This window comes from Rhodococcus sp. 4CII (assembly GCF_014256275.1).
GTDB classification, from domain to species: Bacteria; Actinomycetota; Actinomycetes; order Mycobacteriales; family Mycobacteriaceae; genus Rhodococcus_F; species Rhodococcus_F wratislaviensis_A.
Genome location: NZ_JACCFE010000004.1, coordinates 154930 through 176272 on the forward strand (window position 1 = coordinate 154930; position 21343 = coordinate 176272).

Sequence of the window (21343 nt, forward strand, 5' to 3'; positions counted from 1 at the left end):
GCCGACAGCCGCTTGGCCGCCGGGGATCGATGGCCGAGTCTGCACCGCACCCAAGCTGCGGGATACGTCACCCGCAGCGGTAGGGATTCGGGTCCAAACCTTGGTTCTCGGGCCCGGCGCCGCGGTCCCAGGCCCCCGACCGGGCGTCAGGGTCCGCCGGTGGGTGCGGATCGGCCGGTGGGACAGGGTCCGCTGCACCGGGGTTCGGTGAGGTGTTGGGTGCGTGGGCGTCGGGTGCGCCCGCCCCCGGCGCCTGCTCGGACCCGGGCGGGTCGCCGGCGTCATCGGTCTTCTCGTACCGGTCGCGATCGATCACGGTGACCAACGCGGTGCGCAGCACCTTGTTCACGCCGACGGTGTAGCCGCGGCGGAGCACGGTGTCCACCACCAGGTCGGTGCCGTGGCCTTCGTGGCTGGCGGCCTCGTGCAGGGTGGGATCGAACTGGTCGCCACCTTCCCCGAACGCCGCGACGCCCATCCGGGCCAGGATGGTCCGGATCTTCCGATACAGACTGTGCAGCGGCTCACGGGCGGTGTCGCCGTGCTCACGCGCCCAGTCCAGATCGTCGAGGACCCCGAGGAACTGGGCGGCGACCGTCGCTTTCGCGTTCTCCGTCGCCGCCGCCCGATCCCGCTTGACCCGGCGCCGGTAGTTGGCGTACTCGGCCTGTAGACGCTGCAGATCGGCCGTCAGCTCCGCCACCTTCTCAGTCAGCTCCGCCGCCCGGCCGGCATCGACCTGCCGGGACTCCGGGCGTGCGCCACCCGGCCCGCGAACCGGGGGTGGGGCGCCCATCTTCTCGCCCGGCGGCGCCTTCCCGCTGGTCGTCGTGATCGGGTGCCCGCCCTGGCCGCTGTGCGAGGAGCGGGTAGGACCCGTGTCCTCGCGGACCTGCCCGGTGACCGGGTCGATGCGACGGCGGTCGGTGATCGCGATCGGTTCGCGGGGCGGCTGCCGCCCGTTGCCCCTGCGACCGGATGTTTCGGAACGTTGCTGCTCGTCGTGGGGGGTGTTCATGAGCGTCCCTCCCGGGGTTCGTCCACCACCTCGGCGTCGACGACGTCGTCGTCGGCGCCCTGACCGTTCCCCGACCCCGCGCCCCCAGCTCCGGCTGCCGCGTCGGCGCCGTCACCACCGGCTGCCGTACCTTGCGGCGCCTGGGCGGCGTAGATGGCCTGACCGAGGGCTTGGGATTCGGTGGCCAGTTTCTCCACCGCGGTCTTGATCACGCCGATGTCGCTGCCGGTCAACGCGTCCTGGACGTTCTTGATCGCCGATCGGACCTTGTCTTTGACGTCGGCGGGCACCTTGTCCTCGTTGTCGGTGATGATCTTCTCGGTCTGATACACCAGCGACTCGGCCTGATTGCGGGTTTCGGCCTCCTCCCGGCGGCGGCTGTCCTCGGCGGCGTGCGCCTCGGCGTCGCGGATCATCCGGTCGATCTCCTCCTTGGACAGACCGGACCCCTCCTGGATCTTGATCGTGTTCTCCTTGCCCGTGCCCTTGTCCTTCGCGGTCACGTGCACGATGCCGTTGGCGTCGATGTCGAAGGTGACCTCGATCTGCGGCACCCCCCGCGGTGCCGGCGGAATCCCCGCGAGCTCGAACGAGCCGAGCAGCTTGTTGTGCGAGGCGATTTCGCGCTCACCCTGGAACACCTGGATCTGCACCGACGGCTGGTTGTCGTCAGCGGTGGTGAAGGTCTCGGAACGCTTGGTCGGGATGGTGGTGTTGCGCTCGATGAGCTTGGTCATCACGCCACCCTTGGTCTCGATACCGAGCGAGAGCGGGGTGACGTCGAGGAGCAGCACGTCCTTGACCTCGCCCTTGAGGACACCGGCCTGCAGGGCGGCGCCGACGGCGACGACCTCGTCCGGATTGACACCCTTGTTCGGTTCCTTTCCGCCGGTCAGCTCGCGCACCAGATTCGTCACGGCCGGCATACGGGTGGAACCACCGACGAGCACGACCTGGTCGATGTCCTTGACGGAGATCTTCGCGTCCTTGATCACCGATTGGAACGGGGCCCGGGTGCGGTCGAGGAGATCGGACGTGATCTTCTCGAACTCACTGCGCGACAGCTGCTCGTCGAGGAACAGCGGGTTCTTGTCCGCATCGACGGTGATGTAGGGCAGGTTGATCGACGTGCTCTGCGAGGAGGACAGTTCGATCTTGGCCTTCTCGGCAGCCTCGCGGAGACGCTGCAGGGCCATCTTGTCCTTGGTCAGATCGATGCCGTTCTGAGCCCTGAACTTGTCGACGAGCCACTTCACGATCCGGTCGTCCCAGTCGTCACCACCGAGGTGGTTGTCACCGGAGGTGGCCCGGACTTCGACGACGCCCTCGCCGATTTCGAGCAGCGAGACGTCGAAGGTGCCGCCACCGAGGTCGAAGACCAGGATGGTCTGTTCCTTCTCGCCCTTGTCGAGGCCGTAGGCCAGTGCGGCCGCGGTGGGCTCGTTGACGATGCGCAGGACGTTCAACCCGGCGATCTGGCCGGCTTCCTTCGTGGCCTGACGCTGGGCGTCCTCGAAGTACGCGGGGACGGTGATCACCGCGTCGGTGATGTCCTCACCCAGATACGACTCCGCGTCCCGCTTCAGTTTCATCAGCACCCGGGCACTGATCTCCTGCGCGCTGTACTTCTTGTCGTCGATCGCCACATGCCAGTCGGTGCCGATCTCCCGTTTCACCGATCGCACCGTCCGGTCCACGTTCGTCACCGCCTGGTTCTTGGCGGGCTGGCCGACCAGCACCTCACCGTTCTTCGCGAACGCCACCACCGACGGTGTCGTGCGCGAACCCTCCGAGTTGGCGACCACCACCGGGTCGCCGCCCTCGAGCACGCACACCACCGAGTTCGTAGTGCCCAGATCGATCCCGACCGCCCGTGCCATGACCTTCCCTCCACACCCCGGGCACACCCTCGGCGCACCCGCCGAAACCCTTCATTGACAGTTCAATTTTCTCTCCGTACAACAACCACCGTCAAGAAAATATGCCGCAAACACAGGAAGTTTTCTCAAGTGCTCTGTTCCCGGGCGCTGGGCAGGTCGCCGAGTGCCACATCGCGTGGTCGAGTCGGTCACGTCCGTAGGGCCCGCACCCATCGATGTCGGACGCCGGAACGGCGACCACGGTGTGGCGACAGCGAGATTATCTGATCACATGTGTCGGCGGCCACGGCATCAGAGCGGCGCGAAAGCGCGGCACAATATCGTCTTTCACGCTCACGGGTGAAAGATTTCGGTGCCTGTTGTTGTTATACGAGTGAAGCGGCGTTTACTTGATGAGAGGAGATGACCCGCGAGGTGACGCGGACGCAACTTCCGCTGCAGCGGCGGGATGACGATCTGGGCCGGGCACTGGCGACCGCGCTGCCCGAGAGGGTGCGCGACGGGGTGCTGGCGCACCGGCCGGTGAGCGTGGTGTTCGACCTCGTCGGCCTCGGCCGGTGGGTTGTGCGCACCCGGTTCGGCACGGTCAGCGTGGACACCCGTATCCCGGCGCGGCCGACGGCCACGATCACCGCCGACCCGGCGGCGGTGGTGCCGCTGCTGGCCGGACAGTACAGCCTGGTGGAGGCGTTCCTGACCGGGGGGCTGCGGGTGCGGGGCAGCATGGCCGCGGTGCTCGCCCTCGGCGGCATCCTGTCCCCGGCGGCGGACCTGCCGGTCCGGGCCCGGGTCCGGGAGGCCGCCGTCTTCGGGGTGCGCACCGCCTACCTCGATGCCGGTGCCCCGGGCGGGTCGTCGGTGGTGCTGTTGCACGGTCTCGGTGCCACCAGCGCTTCGATGCTGCCGGTGCTGGCCGACCTGGTCGCCGAGCATCGGGTACTCGCCCCGGACCTGCCCGGATTCGGCTCGTCGGCGGCACCGAACTGGGACTACGACCCCGTACAGTTGCAGCGCTGGTTGCGCGCCTTCCTCGATACCGTCGCCGCACCCGCGAGTGCGGTGATCGGGCACTCGCTCGGCGGTCGGGTCGCCCTCGAACTCGCCCTGCGCGAGCCCGAGACGGTCCGGGCCCTCGTGCTGCTGTGCCCGGCGCTGGCCGCCGGGCGGCGACGCCCACTTACCGCGCTGGCCCGCCGGATCCCCGCCGATCTCGCCCGGCTGCCCCTCGCCGTTCCGCAGCGGCTGCTCCGCGACGGCACCCGCGGCGCCTACCGGACCTTGTTCGCCGACCCGGACCGGGTGGCCCGGCACTGGTTCGACGCCGCCGCCGACGAATGGGAGATCACCCTGCGCGACCCCGCCCACCGGCGGGCGCTGTGGTCGGCCACGCTCGGTCTGTACCTGGACGAACCGTTCGGCGACCGGGGGGTGTGGAGCCGCCTGCCGCAGTTGGCGGTGCCCACCCTGTGCGTGTGGGGCGCCGACGACCCCCTGGTCCCGGCACGCTTCGCCGACCACCTCACCGTCACCGCACCGCAGGTGCGGTCGGTGATCTTGCCGGACTGCGGGCACCTCCCGCAGTTCGAATGGCCCGAGGCCACCGGTGCCCTGATCGACGACTTCCTCACTCGCACCGCCTGTTACCCCCGCACCGCCGCGACCGGCTGACACGGTGTGCAACCGCCGAAGCGGAGACGTGTGGTCGAGATTTCCTCCTCGATTCGCGGTAGATCTGTGGCATAATGGAACCGCCCTGGCAGGCTCGGGCGGTCGGCGCCCGCACATGTGGTCGGGGGTGGTGGCGATGACGGACGAAACCCTGGTGGCACTGAAGAACTACGAATACCTGATCCTCGAGCACGGCTGCGAGAACGTCAGCCTGGTCTGGCACACCGATTCGGTGGTGTTCGGCGACGACGGGTGGGCGGACATCGACATGCTCGCCCAGCCGGGGTTCACCCCGGCCACCGAATGCTTCGCCCGCCGCGACGCGGACTGATCGTCCGGCGAGCGTGGCACCGGTCGAGACACGGGTGGAGTGCCGCGGGTGGGTGGGGGTTGCCCCCTGAGTGAGGACATCGTGAACACTGGGACGTGAGGGTCCCAGAGGAAGAGATGTCACTGATGGCGATGAAGGAGTACTCGGCGGAGTTCAAGGCCGATGCCGTCGCGCTGTATCTGTCCGATCCGAGCCACACCTTCGAGGGCATCGGCAACGACCGGGGAGTCAGCCGCGAGACTCTGCGCAATTGGGTCCGGGCCGAGCGCAAACGCACCGGTACGTCCACTGCCGAGCTCCGGGCCAGTGGGGCTTCGCGGGCAGGCGAGGTATCGTCCGAGTCCGTGTTGGAGGACGAGAACAGGCAGCTCAAGGCCCAGATCCGGAAGCTCGAGACCGAGCGGGAGATTCTGCGCAGGGCCGCGAAGTATTTCGCGGGCGAGACGAATTGGTGAGCCGCTTTCAGTTCATTGACGACCACTGCGACACCGTTCCGGTGAAGTGGCTGTGCCAGATCCTCGAGGTGTCCCGGTCCGGCTTCTACCGGTGGCGGGCCTGCGCGTCGGCCCGCGCCGCCCGGGCCCGGGCCGACGAGGAGCTGGTCGCGCGGATCCGCGCCATCCATGCCGACTCTGACGGCACCTACGGTGTCCCGCGGGTGACTGCGGAGCTGCGCGCGGACGGGGTAGTTGTCAACCACAAGCGGGTGGAACGGGTGATGCGTGAGAACGGGATCGTCGGGGTGCACTTGCGCAAGACGGTCCGCACCACGGTGCCCGAGCCGTCCGCGACCCCGGTTCCGGACCTGATCCGGCGGGATTTCACCTCGAGTGAGCCGAACACCAAGTACGTCGGCGACATTACCTACCTGCCGGTGGGTGAAGGTGACTTCCTTTATCTGGCAACGGTCTTGGATCTCTATTCGAAACGGTTGGCGGGTTGGTCGATCGCCCCACATATGCGCACCGGGTTTGTGACCGATGCGTTGCGGGCGGCGGCCGCCGCACGCGGTGCCGCCGGCCTCGACGGCGCAATCTTCCACTCCGATTAAGCCGAGGTTTTCGTTAAGCCGAGGAATTCAGGGTTGGGTCTGGTCAGCTGCATATTTCGGTCGGATTTCTCGGCTTAACGTTTCAGGTTCATCGCAGGCTGTAGAGGGCTCGCAGTGTGTCTTCGGCGAGGTGGTGTTCGGCGAGGCGCCGGGCTGAGGAGGCGGCGTTGACGGCAGCGCGCATCATATCGATGGAGGCGATTACGTAGAAGGTGTTGGTGGTCGACACCTTTCGTGGGCGAGGTGTCGCAAGTCGGCAATAACGACCGCACCGATCTGGTGATTGTCGTATCCATCGCAGTCTCCTTCCATTGCGACAGTGGACACGACAAACGTAAGCCAGACAATCAATCGTTAAGCCGAAGAAGTCCACAGAATATCTAAGCGGGCACACGAACTCGCGCTTTCTCGGCGTAACGAAAACCTCGGCTTAATCGCTGTTAAGCCGAATTCCGCTTAACAGCGACAACGGCGCCCAATACGTCTCGAGGGAGTTCGCCGACGTGTGTCGGGAGTTGGGTGTCATCAGATCGCGGGGTGCGGTCGGAACGTCGGCGGACAACGCCGGTGCCGAATCGCTGAACGCGACGTTGAAACGGGAAACGCTGCAGGGCAGAAAGCGCTGGAACGGCGCTGGTGAGGCGCGGGCCGCAGTCTTCCGCTGGGTCACGCGATACAACACACGAAGGAGGCATTCCACTCTCGGCCAAATCTGTCCGGTCGAGTTCGAGCAGCGATCGGCTACGCTGGCCACCGCCGCATAGGAATTGGTGTCCACATCTCAGGGGCAAGCCCCCCAGGACAGGTGCTCCTTGCCTGGGATCCCGCCCCACCTGGCCTCGCCCGGCTCGATGAGATCGGCGGGGGCCGGCGGATCCTCGGCCGCGGCCTGGCCCCGCGGCTGCCGGCGGTCGATGCGACGATATGGGTGGCGAACACCGTGCAGGCGGCGCTGCTGCGGCAACCGAGGGGTGCAATGGCACTGCCGCGACGCCGCCGTGTGGGTGCCCCGGGTCCGGGACGCCCACCCGTGCTGGGTCGATCCGCACATCGGCCGCACTGTCGCGGCGATCGGCGATCTCGCCGCGGTGGGCGCCGACACCCGCTGACGCCGGGCGGTGTATGCGTGCGGCACGACGATTCACCCGAGCCCGCCGGGGTACCCGCGAAGATATGAGCACCGAGCAGACCCACCCCAGGCAGCACCGGCACCCTGGGCCGGGGGACTTTCCCGGTCCGCGGGCCGTCCAGGACCGGGATTACCGGCAGGCCCGAACGGTGGCCATGGTGGTCGACCTGCTGCGGGGCAACGACATTCGGTGCGCGATCACCGGCGACTGGGCCGCGTCCGCCCTGGGCGGGCCGCCGGCCGACCACTCGGTGGAGATCGCCGTCACCCCCATCGACGCGCCCCGGGCCTGCTCGGTGCTGGTGTCGGCCGGTCTGCGCACAGTTGGCTGCCTCGACGGGCGCACCCACCGGTTCTTCGCCGACGATCACCGGGTGCACGTGGTGTTCCGTCGCCCCGGCGGGGGCGAGGTCACTGCCGCCCTGCTCGAGCACACGGTACGCGGGAGGATCGGCGACACCACGGTGCCGGTGCTCGCCCCCACCGAGGTGATGATCGACAAACTCGACGCCCTGGGCCGGCAGCGGCACGACTTCGTGCCGTTGGTGCAGATCGCCCGGCAGCTCGCCGAGCACGTCGACTGGGCGGCCGTGGCCGCCGCGACCGCACAGTCGCGCTACGCGCGGGTCTTCCTCGGCCTGCTCGCGGACCTGTCGATCACCTCCGACTCCGTCTGCGTCGGCGGCCGCGGACGACCCCACCTCCCAGCCGCCGACACCGCAGGCCCCAGGGCCACCCCGGCCGCCGGCCGAGCCCGCGCGGCCAGCCGAATCTGCCACCGGTTGGGCGGTAGTGGCCGGTTTCGGATACCGGCATTGCGGATACCAATACTGTTGCAGGAGAACCGCTCCCGGGATGTCTACCCTCATCGGTGATGAACAAGACGCAGCGGCAAGCGGGAGGTGTCGTGCCATGGCTGCATCTGCGAATCGCAGCGGTGGAGAGTCCGGGCGGTGGGATCCGGCCGCCGAGCACAACGACATTGCGCGGCCGGATCAGTCCTCTGCGGGATTCGATGCTGGGCGCATCGTCCGGTGACGGGCAGGCGTGTCGGCCGCTGGTGGATGTGTCCGAGACCGACGACGGGTACGTCCTGGAGGTCGAGGTGCCGGGGTGAAACGCGAGGACCTGAACATCACCCTCTCCGCCAACAAACTCGAGATCAGTGGTGAGTTCGTGGAGAAGAAGAAGCTCGGGTGGCTGCGCACACCCGCAGCCGCACCCGCCACCCTAACGGCTTCGTATTCCGCACCCTGCTGGCCCTCGACGTCGATGCCGACAAGATCACCGCCGCACTCGCCGACGGTGCCCTGACCGTGACGCTCCCCAAGAGCGCGAGCGCCCGATCGCGGCGCATGGGGCACTACCGACTAACCGTCTGGCGCCGCCGTTCCCGACGCGCACCCGTGCGCCGGGAACGGTGACAGCACTCGATCGGAACACGAAAGGAAGCCCCGCGCATGACTTGTGCTGGACAGGATCCTGGTACCCGGCAACCCGATTCGGTGCGGCGCCACAGCGATGCGGCGATGGTGTGCGGTGGAGTGTCGGTCGCTTTGTTCTGGGCGTTCGGGCTGGGGGCGGTCCTCGACGGCGACGACCGCGACGCCCTGGCCGGGATCGCCGCCGGAGCGGTCGGTATCGCCCTGGGAATGCTGTTCCTTCTGTCGCTGATCCCGCCGACACCTCCGGTTCCCCTGCCCTGACCACCGCCCCCTGTCGAGTGTGTGCGAGGAGGCGGCCGGGGGTGGATCGGCCGATGTGTGCGAAGCACCTCGCGAGCGAGAGAAGGAGAACACACGGGAGCACAGAAAGGATATGATGGACGACACTGAATTCCTGTCACGGGTCCGCGAATACGGAGAATACGACAGCCTGGGGGAGGCCACTGGGGTGATCACGGTGGTGCTCCGAAAGCTCGTGGCGCGGCTGGCGCCGGGGAGGTGCGGGCACTGGCCGCGCAGCCGCCGCTGGCACGTGACGCGCTCGGCCCCATCGAGGACGGACGGTCCGCACCCGACTACGGGATCGAGGAGTTCCGGCGCCGCATCACCCAGGCCCTGGGCACCCACCCCGCCACCGCCGAATGGGACACCAGCGCGGTGCTGGCCACGGGGGCCCAGGCCGTCGACGACTGCCTGCACACCGTCCTGGGGTCACTGCCCGAGGGTTTCGCGCCGCTGTTCGGCCGCCCCGAAACGGTGTGACGCCCTCAAATCCGGGCGCGATATCACGGCCTCGGCTCGTTCGGGTGACGTGGTCACCCGGCGCCCTCCCCTGTGCCTGTCACCAGGGGGCGGGCCGCGCCGCGGTCGAGGACGACCGCGCCCGCGAGGCGGGTGGGCTGGACTGGGTGAGGCGGGTCCCGTGCAGCCCGGCGAGGTCGGCGGCTTCGGTCACCTCCGCCGCGTCCACGGGATCGGCTCGGGTGGGTTTCGGGGTCATCAACCACACGAAACCGGTGTCGGACAACACCGTGCGCGTGGTGATCAGCTCGTCGGTGAGGTCACCGTCCCCGCTGCGCCACCACAACAACCGCGTCGACCCTCTCGCCGAAATTGTCGTCGACCAGTTCGTCCCCGAGGATGTCCTCGATGCGTCGACGCAGGTCCTCGTCGACGTCGTCGTCCCATCCCAGTTCCTGCACCATCATCTCCTCGGTCGGTGGACTGTCCGTCGGCGTGCCGCGCCGTCGACATCAGCCCCTCCTTCCGCGCTCGTGCCCCGGCAGTGGACCTGTCGACCTCACACTGGGTCTCGCCTGTGCGTGTCCGGTCGCTCGCGGTGGGCACGGTGGCCCACCAACCGGAGTGAGCGCCCTATCGGTCACCGCGGCTGGTGGACCCTATCGCCCGAATCGCGGTGTGTCCGAAGGAACTCGGACGGTGGTTTTCGTAGAGTATCCGCCGCCACGATCTCCGAAACCGGCGAAAGCGGATCCGGGGACCAGGTTGCTGAGTACGTATCCCGAAACGGTGCTTTCCGGTTTCAGGGCCAGAACAGTGCGCCCCATTCGGTCGGGCCGTGCGGGCGGCGACGGAATCGGGTGGCTCGGTTCCGCCGGCGAGCGCGACCAGAGGGCCTCGGCGAGGGCGAAGACGGACACGCCGCGGCGGCGGGCCGCACCGACCAGTTCGTCGAAGGCGTCCGCAGCCGGGATCCGGCGGATCCCGATCAGCACCCCCTCGGCGGTGTCGAGGGCGCGGGTACGCGATCCCGTACCGCGGGGAGGGGTGGTGGTGTGACTGGGCAATGCCGCCATCGAGTACACCTCTGTCGAAGTCTGGGAGCGGATGTGTGTGGGTCGTGCCCGATGGGGCCCGATCCCAAACATCGCCCTGCTCCCTCCACCGGGCAGGACCGGGCGCCGGGTCGCCCTGTTTATCTTCCTGACCAGCGTCGACCGGGTAGTTTCGACGTCACCGCGGACGGGTACGTGTGTCGAGGTGGAGGAAGTGGTCACGATGAGCAGCGGCGTCGGCGCCGGCGACAATCCCGACAGCAATGCGTATGTGTGCGCGGTGGCGCGGGCCTTGAACGCCGAGACGATCCGCCGATGGGACGAGGTCACCTTCGATGCGGTGGTGGTGGTGTCGCAGCAGTTCCGGTACTACAGCGGGCGCCGCATCCTGGTCGCCTGGAACCGGTATTTCGGGTGGACGTTGGGCCTCGAGGGACAGTGCGCCGATCGGGTCCTGATCATCTGCGGGCTCGGGCTCGGCCGGCGGCCGCACCCGGAGGTCATCGCCGACCGCACTAATGAGGTGATCGCGGACCTGCTGCAGCTTGAATTCCGTGCCCGGGACGCCTTTCCGGTCCCCACCGTGGTCCACCGGCTCGACAGCGGCACCGGCCCCACCGATCGCGGGTCGTCCGGTTGGTGAGAACGTATCCGCTCGCCGGTGGCAGGGACCGGAAAGAAGAGGAGGCTGGAGACATGACCACGATTCCGCCGCGTCCCGGCCGTGTGGCGGCAGCGGCGCTGCTACGCGCCGTGGCCGCCCGCGGGGACTCGGATCCGGACTGGCACTGACCGCCACCGCAGAAACGATCGGTACCGGTCCCGGAGCGCACCCGGTTCGAACCGGAGCACGAAGTGAACCGCCTGTAAGTGTTTGTAGTGGCTGGCCCGGGGCTGGCTGGCAGGATCGGTGTCGTCGTCGGACGAGGTCGCCCGGCTTCGCCGAGAAGTCGCCGAATTACGCAGAGCCAGCGAAATATTGAAGACCGCGAGCGCGTTTTTCGCGGCGGCGGAGGTCGACCGCCGACTGCGGTGATCGTCGACTACATCTGCCGCCCTCGTTCGGGGTCACCGTGCCTACCGCGCACCGAAGATTTACCGCCTGGGCGGCGGCCGGGGTGTTCGAGAGACTGCACCGCGAGGTGCTCGACCGGCTCGGAAACGCCGGTGAACTCGACTGGACGGCCGCGATCCTGGACGCCGCGAGCGTCCGGGCGAAAAAGGGGGATCGCTGACAGGGCCGAGTCCGGTCGATCGCGGCAAGAAGGGGTCGAAGATCCACGTCCTGTCCGAAGCCAACGGCATCCCGCTGGTCGTCGATGTGTCCGCGGCGGCCGATGAGAGCGAGTACCGGCCGGCCGGTGTCGGTCCCCCGGGCCGGGCAGGGTGTCGGCTGTGCCGGGGCGGGACGGTGATCGGGTCGGTGTGCTCATCGGACCGAACCGGCGGCGGTTCGGGCGCGCGGCACGAATTCGAACCAGGCACTTCTTCCGCCGCGAACATGGGGTTCGGGATAGCACAGGGCCAGACCCCGCTCCTCGAAGACGGAGAACCACTCATCCCACGGCAGATGCTCCACTCCCGCGGCGACACCGAGGAAGTCGATCCGCAGACCGCCCGCCCCGTCGCGTGCCGGCGCACCGTGATGCGCCTGGATCCAGCGGCGGATCTCGTCGTGATCGGTGGTGATATGCGGTGACGTTGTCATCGACCTCAGCCTTCCTGGGTCCTGGGAACACGCTGCCACGACATGACCCGGTCCCTGATCCGGTGAAACAGCCACCCGCACGACAGGTGGAACACTCAGCCGCACAGCACCTCTGCGGACCGGCCCAGGGGCGGAGCGCCCAGAGGTGGTGACCGGCCGGGCCGACACTGCTCGGTGTCAGGGAGTGTTTCGGCGACCGCGACCGCGGCGGCACGCGGCACGCGTCGCGCACCGAGCCCGAGACCAAGAATGTCCTCCCGGGTTCGACGCCGATCATCGGTGCACCGCGGCGGGAAACATCCTGCGGTGGGTCCAGTTTTCGCGGCGCCGCCCTCTTCCCGGGGACGGCAGAATCCGATCATAACGATCACGAGACCGCGCTGGCCAGGGCCGAAGGTCCACGAACCCGCTCCTATCGGAATCGCGGGTTCGCACGCGGCGGGGTTGGGTACCCGTGCGGTTATCGCCCCGGACCCCGGCGAGGAGTCGGTGGGTGGCCGCTGCTCTGGTACCGGTGTGTCTGCGGCGCCTCGGGCGCAGGAACGGTTTCTTATCGGCTCTTTCTTTCCCAGTGCATGCCGCTGCGGCTGTGCGACGGCCCGAACTGAACGAACGAGGAAGGACCGACATGACTGTGCACAATCTGACCACCCGCACCGGCAGCATCGTGCTGCTGGGCGCGTTCACCGATCCCGCCGACCGGGACCGCTGGTCCACCATCACCGAATGGGCCCGCGGGCACGACGTCGAACAGGTCCACACCTGCAGTGAGGACGCCCTGGTCGCCATCGCCACCGACGACGTTCTCGACGGCCTGTGCACCCCGGACGAGGCGCAGACCCTGCAGGAAGTGTGCCGCCGCGGGATCCCCTGCGTCGGCCTCGACGACGCCGCCCGGGAACTGTCCTGCCTGCACCGCCCACCCGGTAGCGGCCACCGTCACCACGCCACCGTCCCCGTCAGGATGGGTCAGAGGTTGTAATCGAGGAGGTCGTCGAGCCAGAGCAGGGCGTCGAGCAGCATCCGGACCCGTTCCGGCGGTATGGGGACGACGGCCGGACCGGTGGTCCGCGGCGCCCACGGCGGCGGCGTGTGGTCCTGGGACAGGGCGGCAAGCACCCGGATCCGGAGGCCGCAGGCATCATCGTCGGACAGTGCGGTCGGCTCGGACCGCACCTCCGCCCCGGTGAGCATCTCGAACGCGAACGACTCCCCGTCGACTCCGACGCGCTCGCGCAGCAGAAGCCCGAGCTGGGTCAGCAGCCAGAGCATCACCGGGTGGAGCAGGGGAGCACAGGGGCCGTGCGCGCAGGCCACCGCACACGTCTGCTCGATCACCGCCGGCACGTCCCGCTCGCCGACCGCCCGCAGCAGCCGGCCCCCGATCCGGGACTGCGGGGTGGTGGCGTGGACGTGGTCCGCGGTCACGGCCGTGCGGTATCCGATCCGCGGACGCGGACGCGCGGTCGCAGCGGGGGTCCGCCCGGGCATGCGGAGCGCGGCGATAAGGGTGCCAAGAATCCCCACCCCGCCCGGTGGGGTCAGGGCCGGTGGTGCCGGGGTGGGCTGGTTCAGGTCGAACGCGACAGCGTCCGGAGGAAACCACATGAGGAAGTTCCCAACTGTGTTCGGGCGGTGTAGGACCTGACGAGCGAGGGGATAGCCGGGTGCCCGTGCTGCGCCGGTGAAGTGGCGGGGTCAGGCGGTTCCGCGGGCTCACTGTTGAACCCGCGGAACCTGTAGCGGCACCGGTACCGGTCCCACTGCCGCTCCTGGGTTTCAGGGTGCCCGCCGGACCCGGCCACCAATCGCCGGCCGATGTTCCGGTGTTCCACCGAGTCCCGAACCCAGCAGCGCACCAGCGTGAACCACAAAGAGGTGGGCGGTCGGAGTCAGCGGAATCGGGTCGGCGGAATGTTCGGGGGTGCGGTGGCGTGCTCGAAGTGATGGTGCAGCGCCCGGCACACGGCGAGCCCGGTGACGAGCACCAGGAGCAACAGGACAATGTTGGTCATCGGAATGCCTTCCTTCGGGGCGGGCGATCGTTCGGAGCCGGCAGCCGATGCCCGTTCGCCGTCGGGGGAGAAGAACAGCGCGGTGCCGGCACCGCGGCAGCATCCGTGATGCTGCCAGTCCCAGTCGGCGGACGATGGTGCGGCGTGAAGGTGCGGGGGAGGTCATGGATCCTTATCTGTGATGCGGACCCCCGTAAAGGTAGGATCCGTTGGTCATTTGGGTCATTTCCAGTGTTTGCCCTCGTTGTCGCCCGTGGGCCGCGGGGGACCGCAGCCGGGGGTCAAGGTGGAGCGCCCGCAGCGCAGCGAGGACGAACGACCTTGATGCCGGGCGAGGATCCGCCGCATGCTGAGAGCCCGGGACGACGAGGGCGAACACGTGTGGTTCAGGTCGCGGGTGCCTCCCGGCGTTCTGGTCGGGGAGCAACTGTGTGTGGTGGCGCGTGCCGGCACCCAGCCTTATCTGGGTCCACGGGCGACGAGCCCGGTGACATGATGATCGATGGGGTGCCCGGCATGCCGGGCCGAAAAGGGTGCGGCTGCTCATTCTTCCGGGACGTGGCGGGGTGGCGTCAGGATCTTGGCGGGAGCCGACCGCAGGCATCAGGTGAATCATGGGCAGGGCACGCGCACAGGCCATGTCAGGCGACCTCCCGTTCGATGACCGGCGCCATCGAGACCTCGCCCAGCTCACGCAGGGTGTGGTAGCAGCGGCGCAGCAGTTTCCGTTCCACCGCCAACGCGGGCCGTTTGCCGTCCAGCACGGCGGCCACCTTGTGGTAGTAGGCGTAGTCGGGGGACCCGCGGCGGGCGGCGCACCGGGCGGCCTCGAACGCCGCCCATCGCAGCTCCGGCGAGCCCTGCCGGGACAGGTGCCCTGGTGAGCGTTTGCCGTCCGAGGAGTACACGGTGATGTCGAGTCCGGCGAAGCGCACCTGGTCGGAACTGCGGAACCGGCGGGCGTCGCCGATCTCGGCCCAGATGATCACCGCGCAGAGCCATCCCACTCCGTAGTGGTCGGCCTGCAGCGCCCGACAGCCCGGCTGGCGGCGCGCGAACGCCATCAATTGTTTTCGCAGCGAGTCGATCTCGACGGTGAGCGAGTCGATCGTGCGTAGTGCGGTGTCCACGTACTGCCGGCCCGCGACCGACAACTCGGCCCGGGCGAGCCCGTCGCGGCCGGCCACGGTCAACAGTCCGGTGATCGGCGGGCAGCCCTGATGGAAGAGCTGCGCGTGGATGCGCTGCTGCCAGGCCCGGCGCTCGTCCATCAACGCGCAGTACAACCGGCCCAACGTCCGGGCCTCGAGGACCTGTTCGGGCGGGATCCACGACCGCGGCAACCGATCCTCCAGCAGCAGCGTGCGCAGCAGCCGGGCGTCGGCGCGGTCGGTCTTCGCGCGTTTCTTCGGGCCGCGCAGCCCGGCGGTCTCGGCCGGGTCGGCCAGCTGTGCCGTCGCCCCGGCGGCGGTCAGCTCCTCCACGACGTACCGCCACCCGGTGCAGCCCTCCACCGCGATCTCGGCGTCCCCGCCGGGTCAGTACTCGGCCAGCCAGGCCCGCAGCGTGTGCCGAGTCGCCGGACGGATCTGCCCCCACCACACCCGATCGGTGTCGGTGTCCACATAGTCGAAGGTGATCTGCTGCCGGTGCACGTCGAACCCGCCTACGACAGTCATTGGGACCTCCTCAAGCTCCCGAAAACTCTGACGCCACTATCGTGCGCCCGAGCTGAGGGGGTCCTCATCACATGTCGTATGTGGCAGCTCTGAGCCGGATCTTGCAGATGTTCGAGGAGCCGTCACCGATCGGCGGCATCGGCTCCGAGCTGACCGAATCGGGTTCGATCTGGCCGGGGCCGCGGTCCTACTGCCCGCCGACGGAGAGTTGACCGTGGCCGCGGCATCGGCGCCGGTGCAGGACTCGAACGTGCCCAAACAACGATCCCGGCGCGGCCCGGCCTGCGAGGCGCAGCGCCGGGGTGCGGTGGTGGCGGTGGGGATCTGGCGCAGGCGCGGGGGCGGTGGCCCGACTCGTCGCCGCCGGCAGCGTGGCGGGATCGCCGCCACCGCGGCGGTGCCGTTGCGGTGGGGCGGGCAGAGCCTGGGATGCCTGGATTTGCATTCGGCCACTCCACGCCCGTGGATGCCTGGCGATCTGTCCGCGGCCGCGGTCCTGGTCCGGGTGGTCGCTGGGCCTCTGGCGACCGATGCCACCCTGCGGAAGCGGCAACAGTCGACCGAGCAACTCGAGAACGCGCTGGAATCGCGGGTGGTGATCGAGCAGCCCAAGGGCATCGTCGCCGCCGAGGGCAACCTCACCGTCGACGAGACGTTCGACCGGTTGCGCCGACATGCCCGCCGGCACCGCACCAGCGTGCACGATGTCGCCCAGGCGGTGATCGACGGACACCTGCACCTGACGCGCGCACCGTCGCACCGGGTACCTGACTGACCCCGTCCCGGGTCGGTCGGCTATCCCGTGTGACCGGGGTGAAAAGGTGCTATTCACCGCCGCGGGTGCGGCGTATTCTCGACGGTGTTCCTCGAGAAAATCCCCTATCCGAGTCCGGATTCGAGGAACATCGGGTCCCGACGTAACCCCCCGACGCCGGGGCCCCTCACTGTCCGGACGTCAGCGAAGTTCCTGGTCGGCACTCGTTGAGGCCGGGTGAGGGCCCGGTGTCCCTCAGTGGTGGTCGCCGCCGGCTCGTTCCCGGGCGGGACGGTCCCCCAGGCGGGTTCGGCCGCGGGACGCCGGGTGCCGTCGTCGCCCGGTTCGGGTGGTCCCCGGCTCCGGTGCCGCCTCACCGGCGGTGTCTTCCTCGGCGGAGGCGGTGGCGGTTGCGGGGTCTTGTTCGGCGCGTAGTTGCGCGTTGTCCGCTTCCAGGCGCAGGTTGTCGCGTTCGAGTTCGCCGGTGCGGGTTTCGAGGTCGAGGACCCGGCCGATGCCGACGAGGTTGACTCCGGCGTCGATGAGTTCGGCGATGCGTTTGAGCCGGGCCAGGTCGTAGTCGCTGTAGCGGCGGGTTCCCCCGCCTGTGCGGCCCGGGGTGATCAGCCCGTACTCCTCGTACAGGCGCAGCGCCGAGACCCCGAACCCGGACAGCTCCGCGGCCACCGAGATGCCGTAAACACCACGCACCGAAGGCGATTCGGGCTCCCGGGGGGCGGATTCTTCGGACATTTTTTTGCTCCGATCGGGAATTTTCTCGCACACTCTCTTGTCATAGTCTACGGCAGATGCTATAACGAACCTACAGCATCTGTAGGAAGTTTACCTGATGGGGTGAAAGGATTCTGGAGGTAGGTGGACATGATGTTGATGCGCACGGATCCGTTCCGTGATCTGGACCGTCTGACGCAGCAGATCTTCGGTACCGCGGCCCGTCCGGCGGTGATGCCGATGGACGCCTGGCGGGAAGAGGACCGGTTCGTGGTGGAGTTCGATCTGCCCGGGGTCGAGGCCGACTCGCTGGATCTGGACGTCGAGAAGAGCACTCTGACGGTGCGCGCCGAACGGGCCGCGCTGGACGAGAACCGGGAGATGGTGGCCGCGGAGCGCCCGCGTGGGGTGTTCAGTCGGCAGCTGTTCCTCGGTGAGAATCTCGATGTCGACAAGATCGAGGCGAACTATGACGCCGGTGTGCTGCGGTTGACGATCCCGATCGCGGAGAAGGCCAAGCCCCGCAAGATCGAGATCAGCAGCAACGGTCATTCCGAACAGAAGGCCGTCAACGCCTGACCGCACGGGATGACACGATCCGCTGCACCTGACCGAGATGGAAGTGGTTCGGGAGGGGGTGAACAGACGATGACATGGGCGAACATGGTCGCCGAGGTGAACGCCACCGAGACAGGGGGGCGCACCGAACGCGAGACGGTGTGGCCGTGGCACGAGCTCGACTACGCACTGCTCGTGGCCGATTCGGACCGCATCCTCGCCGACGCGCTCACGCCGCAGGCCGTAGTCCTGCTCCATCGGGTGGCCACCGCACCGGCCGGTCCGCCGCGTCCATCCCCTCCCGCTCCGGTGTGGTGGACGGTGACGGCACCACCGTTGCCGGAGATCCGGGCCACGCAGCGCTCACCTCCGAGACCGTAGAAATCCGATCTGTCCACAGTCGAGCACGGTTGATCGTCGAACACGCAAGGGGTGATGAACCAGACGAGTGCATCAGCTGACGGGTTCGCCCGCTGCCGCCTCCTTCACCTGTCTTTGCTCCCCGCGCGGCGCGGCGAGCCCCATTCGAGCACACCGCCCGGCACCGCCGACCCACGGAAACCCACCGCGGCGCCGACCACCGATCCGGCAACCCGCGCTCGGGTGCCGAATTCGATCGGGGCGCATCGCCATTGACTGGCACACGGTCTCCCGTCGGCCGTTCCGGGCGGTAGTGCCCACCCGGACGGCAATGACGCCGACAAGCGGGGGCGGGTCCCTTCGTGCGGCCCGGGGCCCGCCCCGCCCTGGTGGTTCCGGCATCCCGAGCCCGGAACCACCTTTTCCCGTGCACCACGAATGAGGCGAGGCGATGGCTACCGAGCGGGATCCGTATCGGGTGCTGGGCCTGTCCTCCTCGGCGTCCCAGGCCGAGATTGCCAGCGCCTACCGACGCCTGGTGCACGCACACCATCCGGACACCCGCGCCGCTCATCCGCCGGCCGACCCGGCGGCGGACGAGCATCTCCAGCAGGTCCTGTCCGCCTACGCCTTGTTGCGCGACCCGCAGGTCCGGGCCGTCTACGACCGGGCAGTGACTGAGCGGGCGGCAGCAGGGCCGGCCGAGGTGAAAGTGCCTTCCCCTCGGAGGCGACCCGGGCGAGCGCCGCGGGTCCCGATCTCGCCGACCACCCCGACCCGCGTCCGCGTGGTCGTGGTCGACGCACCGCCCCCGCGACCACCCGCGACCGGATTGTGGATCGGACCGGTACGACGGCACCGCTGAGGTGCGGCCGATCGGCGGTATCGACTAGAAGGGATACCTCGGGTGACAGGTGGGCTGGGCGCGAGGAGTCAGTCGATGCCGGCGACCTCCTGGGCGATCGCGGCCAGCCGGGTCTGGGCGGCGGAGACCACCCCGTGCCGCCTCTTGTGGGCTTCCTCGTACGCCACGACGGCCCGGACGTCGGCGGGGTCGGTCAGGTCCTTGACCGCGGCGACAGCCTGGGGGACGTTGAGTTCGTCGTAGTCGCCGATCGGCAGCTCGCCGGGTTCGAGGGCCCCGGCGGCGGTGCGGGCGGAATGGATCACCCCGGCGACCGCGGTGGCGCCTTCGCGCCGGGTCACGTCTTCGGCCGTCTCGAGGGCGGCGTCGCGGGAGGCGGACAGGGTTTTGACGGCGACGTCGCCAGCGTGCGCGCCGCGGCCGAGCAGCGCCCCGAGCCGTGGGCGGGTGGCACGGGCGGTGTCGATGGCCCGGTCCAGGCCGCGGGCGGACCAGGTGATCGGGGTGTTGATCAATCGGACCGCGGTGCCAGTCGCCGCCTGCATCGGGGTGCGCCGCAACGCCGCCGGTCCACCGAGGGCGTCCTCGGCGAGGACGGTCGTCAACCAGTCCACGGTGGCCGAGTGCGCGGTGATCAACCGGAACGCCAGCTCCTCGATGTCGGTGCGTCTGCTGGCGACGGCGAGGGCCTTGAGGTACCGGGCCCGGTCCAGGAGCTGGTGCTCGAGCGCGAGATCCCCGAGCAGGGCCTCGTCGAACGACTGGGCCTGCTCGGTCACCGCCTTCACCGCGGCGGCGGCGCGCCCGACCAGCGGGCCGACCACCTCGGGCAGACCGCCGAGGTCGCGGATCGCCGCCTCGATCGCCGCCATACGCTCGCGGGCGTGGTCGGCGTTCTCGGCCAGCTCGCGGCGCACCGCCTCGGTGCGGGCCTGGGCGGTGCGGGTCTCGGCGATCTGGATTTCGGTGTGGGTCAGCTCGTGGATCGCGCGCAGCTGCGCCAGCAGGGTGGCGTCGGTATTCGGGGTCGAAGCCATAGGGCATCACTCCTTCACAGAAGAATGGTTCGGATCGGTGCGCGGCGCCCGCCACGGGGCACCGCTCGCAGGACTACCCCGTTCGGGAAGCCGGAAACCCCTGACCGGGCCGCGCGGGTCGCCAGGGGCGAGGGGGATACCGGACCCGGCAGACCACAATGCATCGGCTCCCGTACAACCGAACGGACCATCGTTGATGGAGCCGCGTGTTCGCCCATCCCGTGGCGATCCCGCGGCGACGCCGGGTCTCAACTCCCAGGAGGGGTGAAAGTCGGGTGCCCGCAGCAATATTCGAACGGCCTGCGCCTCCACCAGGGTGGTGCAGAAGTCGACTCGCCGGAGCTGCTCTGCGGCCAGATCCACCCCGAGGAACCGTGCGACGGCGTATCGCACGTGCCTGTTCATTTGTGCTCTACCCCACTATCGGTCGGCGGTGGCAGGTAACGTCCGGCGCTGTGCCGGCGACGCCCTGGCCGCCTCCGCCGAGTAGTTGATCGTTCTCCCTCCGGTACAACGCCGGCGCGGGCGGTGATCATCCGAACCGGGCGGGCTGCGAGCGGGGGACGACGTGGACCGGTGCGGAGGTGGCAGCGGCGGCGAACCCGGTGCGACCATGGGATATGGCGCGGAACCGATGGCCCGGGATCGCCCCACCCGGAACCGGTGGCGTGGCGGTGCACGGCCACCGGGTCCTGATCGCTCGGCCTGAGGTGTCGGTGCAGCTGACGGGGTGACCGCGTTCCCGGGCGGGGTGTCGGTGTGCCTGGTCCTGGTGGCCACCGGTGTGCCGCCGAACGAGCCCGCAACGAGACCCGCCCGCTGACCGACCCCCCGTGATGAGTCCACGCACTGGTCGCGACATCGCCGGGGACGCCGACCCGTTCGAACCGCTGTCGTGTGCGGCGGCCCCCGCACCGGCGGAGACGTACCGCACCGCGCCGCGCTACTGGATCCCCGGCTACCCGAGCACCGGTGCCCTCACACTGACCACCAGCTGGCACCAGATCGGCCTGCCCGTCTCCGTCGACGTCCTCGACCTCGGAGTCAGCCCGTTCTCCACCGAATCCGGCGGACCGCCGAAACTGGGGCGGAGCAGTGACCACCATGGATCACCCTCCGGTTGAGGGTTCCGTCGCCGACCGGATCCGATTACCGTCAAAGGACGCAGGTTGAGACACCAGCCCGGCAGTCAACCCGCACCGTGGCCGGTGCGAAAACACCCTTGGCGGGGGACATCCTCCCCCGAAGTTCGGCTCCCGACCGCGCACCCGGGAAGAGCACACCCATGGCCTATCTGCGTTCCGTCATCGACACCGC

At 68.9% G+C, this 21343-nt stretch carries 27 protein-coding genes and 5 pseudogenes; 20 read left to right on the forward strand and 12 right to left on the reverse strand.

All coding sequences use genetic code 11. The features are described from left to right. Positions 1-67: 67 nt before the first annotated feature. Positions 68-1018: a nucleotide exchange factor GrpE gene (gene grpE, locus H0B43_RS38975; RefSeq protein WP_005562286.1), complete on the reverse strand. Its 951-nt coding sequence runs from the start codon at positions 1016-1018 to the stop codon at positions 68-70. Continuing rightward, positions 1015-2898, reverse strand: coding sequence for a molecular chaperone DnaK (gene dnaK / locus H0B43_RS38980; protein ID WP_185723509.1), 1884 nt, complete (start codon positions 2896-2898; stop codon positions 1015-1017). The genes grpE and dnaK overlap by 4 nt, the downstream gene beginning before the upstream one ends. A 402-nt stretch (positions 2899-3300) precedes the next feature. On the opposite strand from dnaK, the gene H0B43_RS38985 reads away from it, so the two are divergent. The 3 genes and pseudogenes from H0B43_RS38985 to H0B43_RS38995 all read left to right on the forward strand — a co-directional run. Beyond that, a complete protein-coding gene (locus H0B43_RS38985) occupies positions 3301-4566 on the forward strand; it encodes an alpha/beta fold hydrolase (protein WP_005563254.1) in 1266 nt (421 codons plus the stop codon). 136 nt (positions 4567-4702) lie between these two features. Next, positions 4703-4897, forward strand: a complete 195-nt coding sequence (locus H0B43_RS38990) for a hypothetical protein (protein WP_043791493.1) — start codon at positions 4703-4705, stop codon at positions 4895-4897. A 125-nt stretch (positions 4898-5022) separates the two neighbouring features. Then, positions 5023-5945, forward strand: a pseudogene (locus H0B43_RS38995) (IS3 family transposase); the annotation flags it as partial. 91 nt (positions 5946-6036) lie between these two features. Here H0B43_RS38995 and H0B43_RS39000 read toward each other — a convergent pair. Then, positions 6037-6177, reverse strand: coding sequence for a hypothetical protein (locus tag H0B43_RS39000; RefSeq protein ID WP_185723510.1), 141 nt, complete (start codon positions 6175-6177; stop codon positions 6037-6039). A gap of 229 nt (positions 6178-6406) precedes the next feature. Between H0B43_RS39000 and H0B43_RS39005 the strand changes: the two are divergent. From H0B43_RS39005 to H0B43_RS39030, 7 genes and pseudogenes are all read left to right on the forward strand, one after another. After that, positions 6407-6712, forward strand: a pseudogene (locus tag H0B43_RS39005) (transposase); the annotation flags it as partial. Positions 6713-6919: 207 nt separating this feature from the next. Next, complete coding sequence (locus H0B43_RS42275; protein WP_005560733.1) at positions 6920-7057, forward strand: hypothetical protein; 138 nt, start codon at positions 6920-6922, stop codon at positions 7055-7057. Positions 7058-7121: 64 nt separating this feature from the next. Continuing rightward, on the forward strand, positions 7122-7952 hold the full coding sequence (locus tag H0B43_RS39015; RefSeq protein WP_185723511.1) for a hypothetical protein: 831 nt from the start codon (positions 7122-7124) through the stop codon (positions 7950-7952). Next, a complete protein-coding gene (locus H0B43_RS42280) occupies positions 7952-8194 on the forward strand; it encodes a hypothetical protein (RefSeq protein WP_005560731.1) in 243 nt (80 codons plus the stop codon). The genes H0B43_RS39015 and H0B43_RS42280 overlap by 1 nt, the downstream gene beginning before the upstream one ends. A gap of 79 nt (positions 8195-8273) precedes the next feature. Further along, complete coding sequence (locus tag H0B43_RS42285) at positions 8274-8501, forward strand: Hsp20 family protein (protein WP_005573323.1); 228 nt, start codon at positions 8274-8276, stop codon at positions 8499-8501. Between the two features lie 36 nt (positions 8502-8537). Beyond that, positions 8538-8783, forward strand: coding sequence for a hypothetical protein (locus H0B43_RS39025; protein WP_185723512.1), 246 nt, complete (start codon positions 8538-8540; stop codon positions 8781-8783). 237 nt (positions 8784-9020) lie between these two features. Then, the gene (locus H0B43_RS39030) at positions 9021-9284 is read left to right on the forward strand and encodes a DUF2267 domain-containing protein (RefSeq protein ID WP_005573320.1); all 264 of its coding nucleotides are present in this window, start codon (positions 9021-9023) and stop codon (positions 9282-9284) included. Positions 9285-9363: 79 nt separating this feature from the next. Here the strand turns inward: H0B43_RS39030 and H0B43_RS39035 are convergent. Both H0B43_RS39035 and H0B43_RS39040 read right to left on the reverse strand, forming a co-directional pair. Then, positions 9364-9730, reverse strand: a pseudogene (locus H0B43_RS39035) (DUF3052 family protein). Positions 9731-9922: 192 nt separating this feature from the next. Then, entirely contained in the window at positions 9923-10339 is a 417-nt protein-coding gene (locus H0B43_RS39040) for an ANTAR domain-containing protein (RefSeq protein WP_252189594.1), read from the reverse strand. Positions 10340-10541: 202 nt separating this feature from the next. Between H0B43_RS39040 and H0B43_RS39045 the strand changes: the two genes are divergently transcribed. The 3 genes and pseudogenes from H0B43_RS39045 to H0B43_RS39055 form a co-directional block, all read left to right on the forward strand. Beyond that, the gene (locus H0B43_RS39045) at positions 10542-10961 is read left to right on the forward strand and encodes a DUF6292 family protein (RefSeq protein WP_043793918.1); all 420 of its coding nucleotides are present in this window, start codon (positions 10542-10544) and stop codon (positions 10959-10961) included. A 258-nt stretch (positions 10962-11219) separates the two neighbouring features. Next, positions 11220-11368 (forward strand): annotated as a pseudogene (locus tag H0B43_RS39050) (IS3 family transposase); the annotation flags it as partial. Beyond that, positions 11365-11651 (forward strand): annotated as a pseudogene (locus H0B43_RS39055) (IS5/IS1182 family transposase); the annotation flags it as partial. The pseudogenes H0B43_RS39050 and H0B43_RS39055, both read left to right, overlap by 4 nt. Positions 11652-11747: 96 nt before the next feature. Here H0B43_RS39055 and H0B43_RS39060 read toward each other — a convergent pair. Next, positions 11748-12026 carry a hypothetical protein gene (locus H0B43_RS39060; RefSeq protein WP_005574564.1) on the reverse strand — a complete coding sequence of 93 codons (279 nt, stop codon included), beginning with the start codon at positions 12024-12026 and terminating at the stop codon, positions 11748-11750. Positions 12027-12654: 628 nt separating this feature from the next. Here H0B43_RS39060 and H0B43_RS39065 point away from each other — a divergent pair. Next, complete coding sequence (locus H0B43_RS39065; RefSeq protein ID WP_005574049.1) at positions 12655-13008, forward strand: hypothetical protein; 354 nt, start codon at positions 12655-12657, stop codon at positions 13006-13008. Here H0B43_RS39065 and H0B43_RS42295 read toward each other — a convergent pair. From H0B43_RS42295 to H0B43_RS42305, 4 genes are all read right to left on the reverse strand, one after another. After that, entirely contained in the window at positions 12996-13634 is a 639-nt protein-coding gene (locus tag H0B43_RS42295; protein WP_005574050.1) for a hypothetical protein, read from the reverse strand. The two genes, H0B43_RS39065 and H0B43_RS42295, sit on opposite strands and share 13 nt — an antisense overlap. A 284-nt stretch (positions 13635-13918) precedes the next feature. Beyond that, on the reverse strand, positions 13919-14041 hold the full coding sequence (locus tag H0B43_RS42695; protein ID WP_282555416.1) for a hypothetical protein: 123 nt from the start codon (positions 14039-14041) through the stop codon (positions 13919-13921). Between the two features lie 641 nt (positions 14042-14682). Next, complete coding sequence (locus H0B43_RS43010) at positions 14683-15555, reverse strand: transposase (protein WP_312037657.1); 873 nt, start codon at positions 15553-15555, stop codon at positions 14683-14685. Between the two features lie 24 nt (positions 15556-15579). Beyond that, complete coding sequence (locus tag H0B43_RS42305) at positions 15580-15720, reverse strand: hypothetical protein (RefSeq protein ID WP_252189595.1); 141 nt, start codon at positions 15718-15720, stop codon at positions 15580-15582. A gap of 71 nt (positions 15721-15791) precedes the next feature. Here H0B43_RS42305 and H0B43_RS39080 point away from each other — a divergent pair, with 71 nt between their 5' ends. Both H0B43_RS39080 and H0B43_RS39085 read left to right on the forward strand, forming a co-directional pair. Beyond that, positions 15792-15932: a hypothetical protein gene (locus H0B43_RS39080; RefSeq protein ID WP_185723513.1), complete on the forward strand. Its 141-nt coding sequence runs from the start codon at positions 15792-15794 to the stop codon at positions 15930-15932. 2 nt (positions 15933-15934) lie between these two features. Then, positions 15935-16495 carry an ANTAR domain-containing protein gene (locus H0B43_RS39085; RefSeq protein WP_052024100.1) on the forward strand — a complete coding sequence of 187 codons (561 nt, stop codon included), beginning with the start codon at positions 15935-15937 and terminating at the stop codon, positions 16493-16495. Between the two features lie 234 nt (positions 16496-16729). On the opposite strand, the gene H0B43_RS39090 is transcribed toward H0B43_RS39085, so the two are convergent. Further along, positions 16730-17227, reverse strand: coding sequence for a MerR family transcriptional regulator (locus H0B43_RS39090; protein WP_005574054.1), 498 nt, complete (start codon positions 17225-17227; stop codon positions 16730-16732). A gap of 132 nt (positions 17228-17359) precedes the next feature. Here H0B43_RS39090 and H0B43_RS39095 point away from each other — a divergent pair, with 132 nt between their 5' ends. The 3 genes from H0B43_RS39095 to H0B43_RS39105 all read left to right on the forward strand — a co-directional run bounded on the left by H0B43_RS39095 (position 17360) and on the right by H0B43_RS39105 (position 18989). Continuing rightward, positions 17360-17785 carry an Hsp20/alpha crystallin family protein gene (locus H0B43_RS39095; RefSeq protein WP_185723530.1) on the forward strand — a complete coding sequence of 142 codons (426 nt, stop codon included), beginning with the start codon at positions 17360-17362 and terminating at the stop codon, positions 17783-17785. A 69-nt stretch (positions 17786-17854) separates the two neighbouring features. Further along, positions 17855-18145 carry a hypothetical protein gene (locus H0B43_RS39100; protein ID WP_043789076.1) on the forward strand — a complete coding sequence of 97 codons (291 nt, stop codon included), beginning with the start codon at positions 17855-17857 and terminating at the stop codon, positions 18143-18145. 430 nt (positions 18146-18575) lie between these two features. Continuing rightward, on the forward strand, positions 18576-18989 hold the full coding sequence (locus H0B43_RS39105) for a DnaJ domain-containing protein (protein WP_005565445.1): 414 nt from the start codon (positions 18576-18578) through the stop codon (positions 18987-18989). A gap of 68 nt (positions 18990-19057) precedes the next feature. Here the strand turns inward: H0B43_RS39105 and H0B43_RS39110 are convergent, their stop codons facing one another. Next, on the reverse strand, positions 19058-20026 hold the full coding sequence (locus tag H0B43_RS39110; protein WP_005565443.1) for a hypothetical protein: 969 nt from the start codon (positions 20024-20026) through the stop codon (positions 19058-19060). Between the two features lie 833 nt (positions 20027-20859). Between H0B43_RS39110 and H0B43_RS39115 the strand changes: the two genes are divergently transcribed. Next, positions 20860-21150 carry a hypothetical protein gene (locus tag H0B43_RS39115; RefSeq protein ID WP_213016568.1) on the forward strand — a complete coding sequence of 97 codons (291 nt, stop codon included), beginning with the start codon at positions 20860-20862 and terminating at the stop codon, positions 21148-21150. Positions 21151-21343: the final 193 nt, after the last annotated feature.

Coding starts and splice junctions, on each gene's coding strand:
- H0B43_RS38985 (WP_005563254.1), top strand. CDS start 3,301: ATGACCCGCGAGGTGACGCGGACGCAACTTCCGCTGCAGCGGCGGGAT.
- H0B43_RS39100 (WP_043789076.1), top strand. CDS start 17,855: ATGACATGGGCGAACATGGTCGCCGAGGTGAACGCCACCGAGACAGGG.
- H0B43_RS39025 (WP_185723512.1), top strand. CDS start 8,538: ATGACTTGTGCTGGACAGGATCCTGGTACCCGGCAACCCGATTCGGTG.
- H0B43_RS39095 (WP_185723530.1), top strand. CDS start 17,360: ATGTTGATGCGCACGGATCCGTTCCGTGATCTGGACCGTCTGACGCAG.
- H0B43_RS39080 (WP_185723513.1), top strand. CDS start 15,792: ATGTCGTATGTGGCAGCTCTGAGCCGGATCTTGCAGATGTTCGAGGAG.
- grpE (WP_005562286.1), bottom strand. CDS start 1,018: ATGAACACCCCCCACGACGAGCAGCAACGTTCCGAAACATCCGGTCGC.
- H0B43_RS42695 (WP_282555416.1), bottom strand. CDS start 14,041: ATGACCAACATTGTCCTGTTGCTCCTGGTGCTCGTCACCGGGCTCGCC.
- H0B43_RS39045 (WP_043793918.1), top strand. CDS start 10,542: ATGAGCAGCGGCGTCGGCGCCGGCGACAATCCCGACAGCAATGCGTAT.
- H0B43_RS39110 (WP_005565443.1), bottom strand. CDS start 20,026: ATGGCTTCGACCCCGAATACCGACGCCACCCTGCTGGCGCAGCTGCGC.
- H0B43_RS38990 (WP_043791493.1), top strand. CDS start 4,703: ATGACGGACGAAACCCTGGTGGCACTGAAGAACTACGAATACCTGATC.
- H0B43_RS39090 (WP_005574054.1), bottom strand. CDS start 17,227: ATGTCCGAAGAATCCGCCCCCCGGGAGCCCGAATCGCCTTCGGTGCGT.
- H0B43_RS39040 (WP_252189594.1), bottom strand. CDS start 10,339: ATGGCGGCATTGCCCAGTCACACCACCACCCCTCCCCGCGGTACGGGA.
- dnaK (WP_185723509.1), bottom strand. CDS start 2,898: ATGGCACGGGCGGTCGGGATCGATCTGGGCACTACGAACTCGGTGGTG.
- H0B43_RS39065 (WP_005574049.1), top strand. CDS start 12,655: ATGACTGTGCACAATCTGACCACCCGCACCGGCAGCATCGTGCTGCTG.
- H0B43_RS42280 (WP_005560731.1), top strand. CDS start 7,952: ATGAACAAGACGCAGCGGCAAGCGGGAGGTGTCGTGCCATGGCTGCAT.
- H0B43_RS39015 (WP_185723511.1), top strand. CDS start 7,122: ATGAGCACCGAGCAGACCCACCCCAGGCAGCACCGGCACCCTGGGCCG.
- H0B43_RS42305 (WP_252189595.1), bottom strand. CDS start 15,720: ATGACTGTCGTAGGCGGGTTCGACGTGCACCGGCAGCAGATCACCTTC.
- H0B43_RS39105 (WP_005565445.1), top strand. CDS start 18,576: ATGGCTACCGAGCGGGATCCGTATCGGGTGCTGGGCCTGTCCTCCTCG.
- H0B43_RS42295 (WP_005574050.1), bottom strand. CDS start 13,634: ATGTGGTTTCCTCCGGACGCTGTCGCGTTCGACCTGAACCAGCCCACC.
- H0B43_RS39060 (WP_005574564.1), bottom strand. CDS start 12,026: ATGACAACGTCACCGCATATCACCACCGATCACGACGAGATCCGCCGC.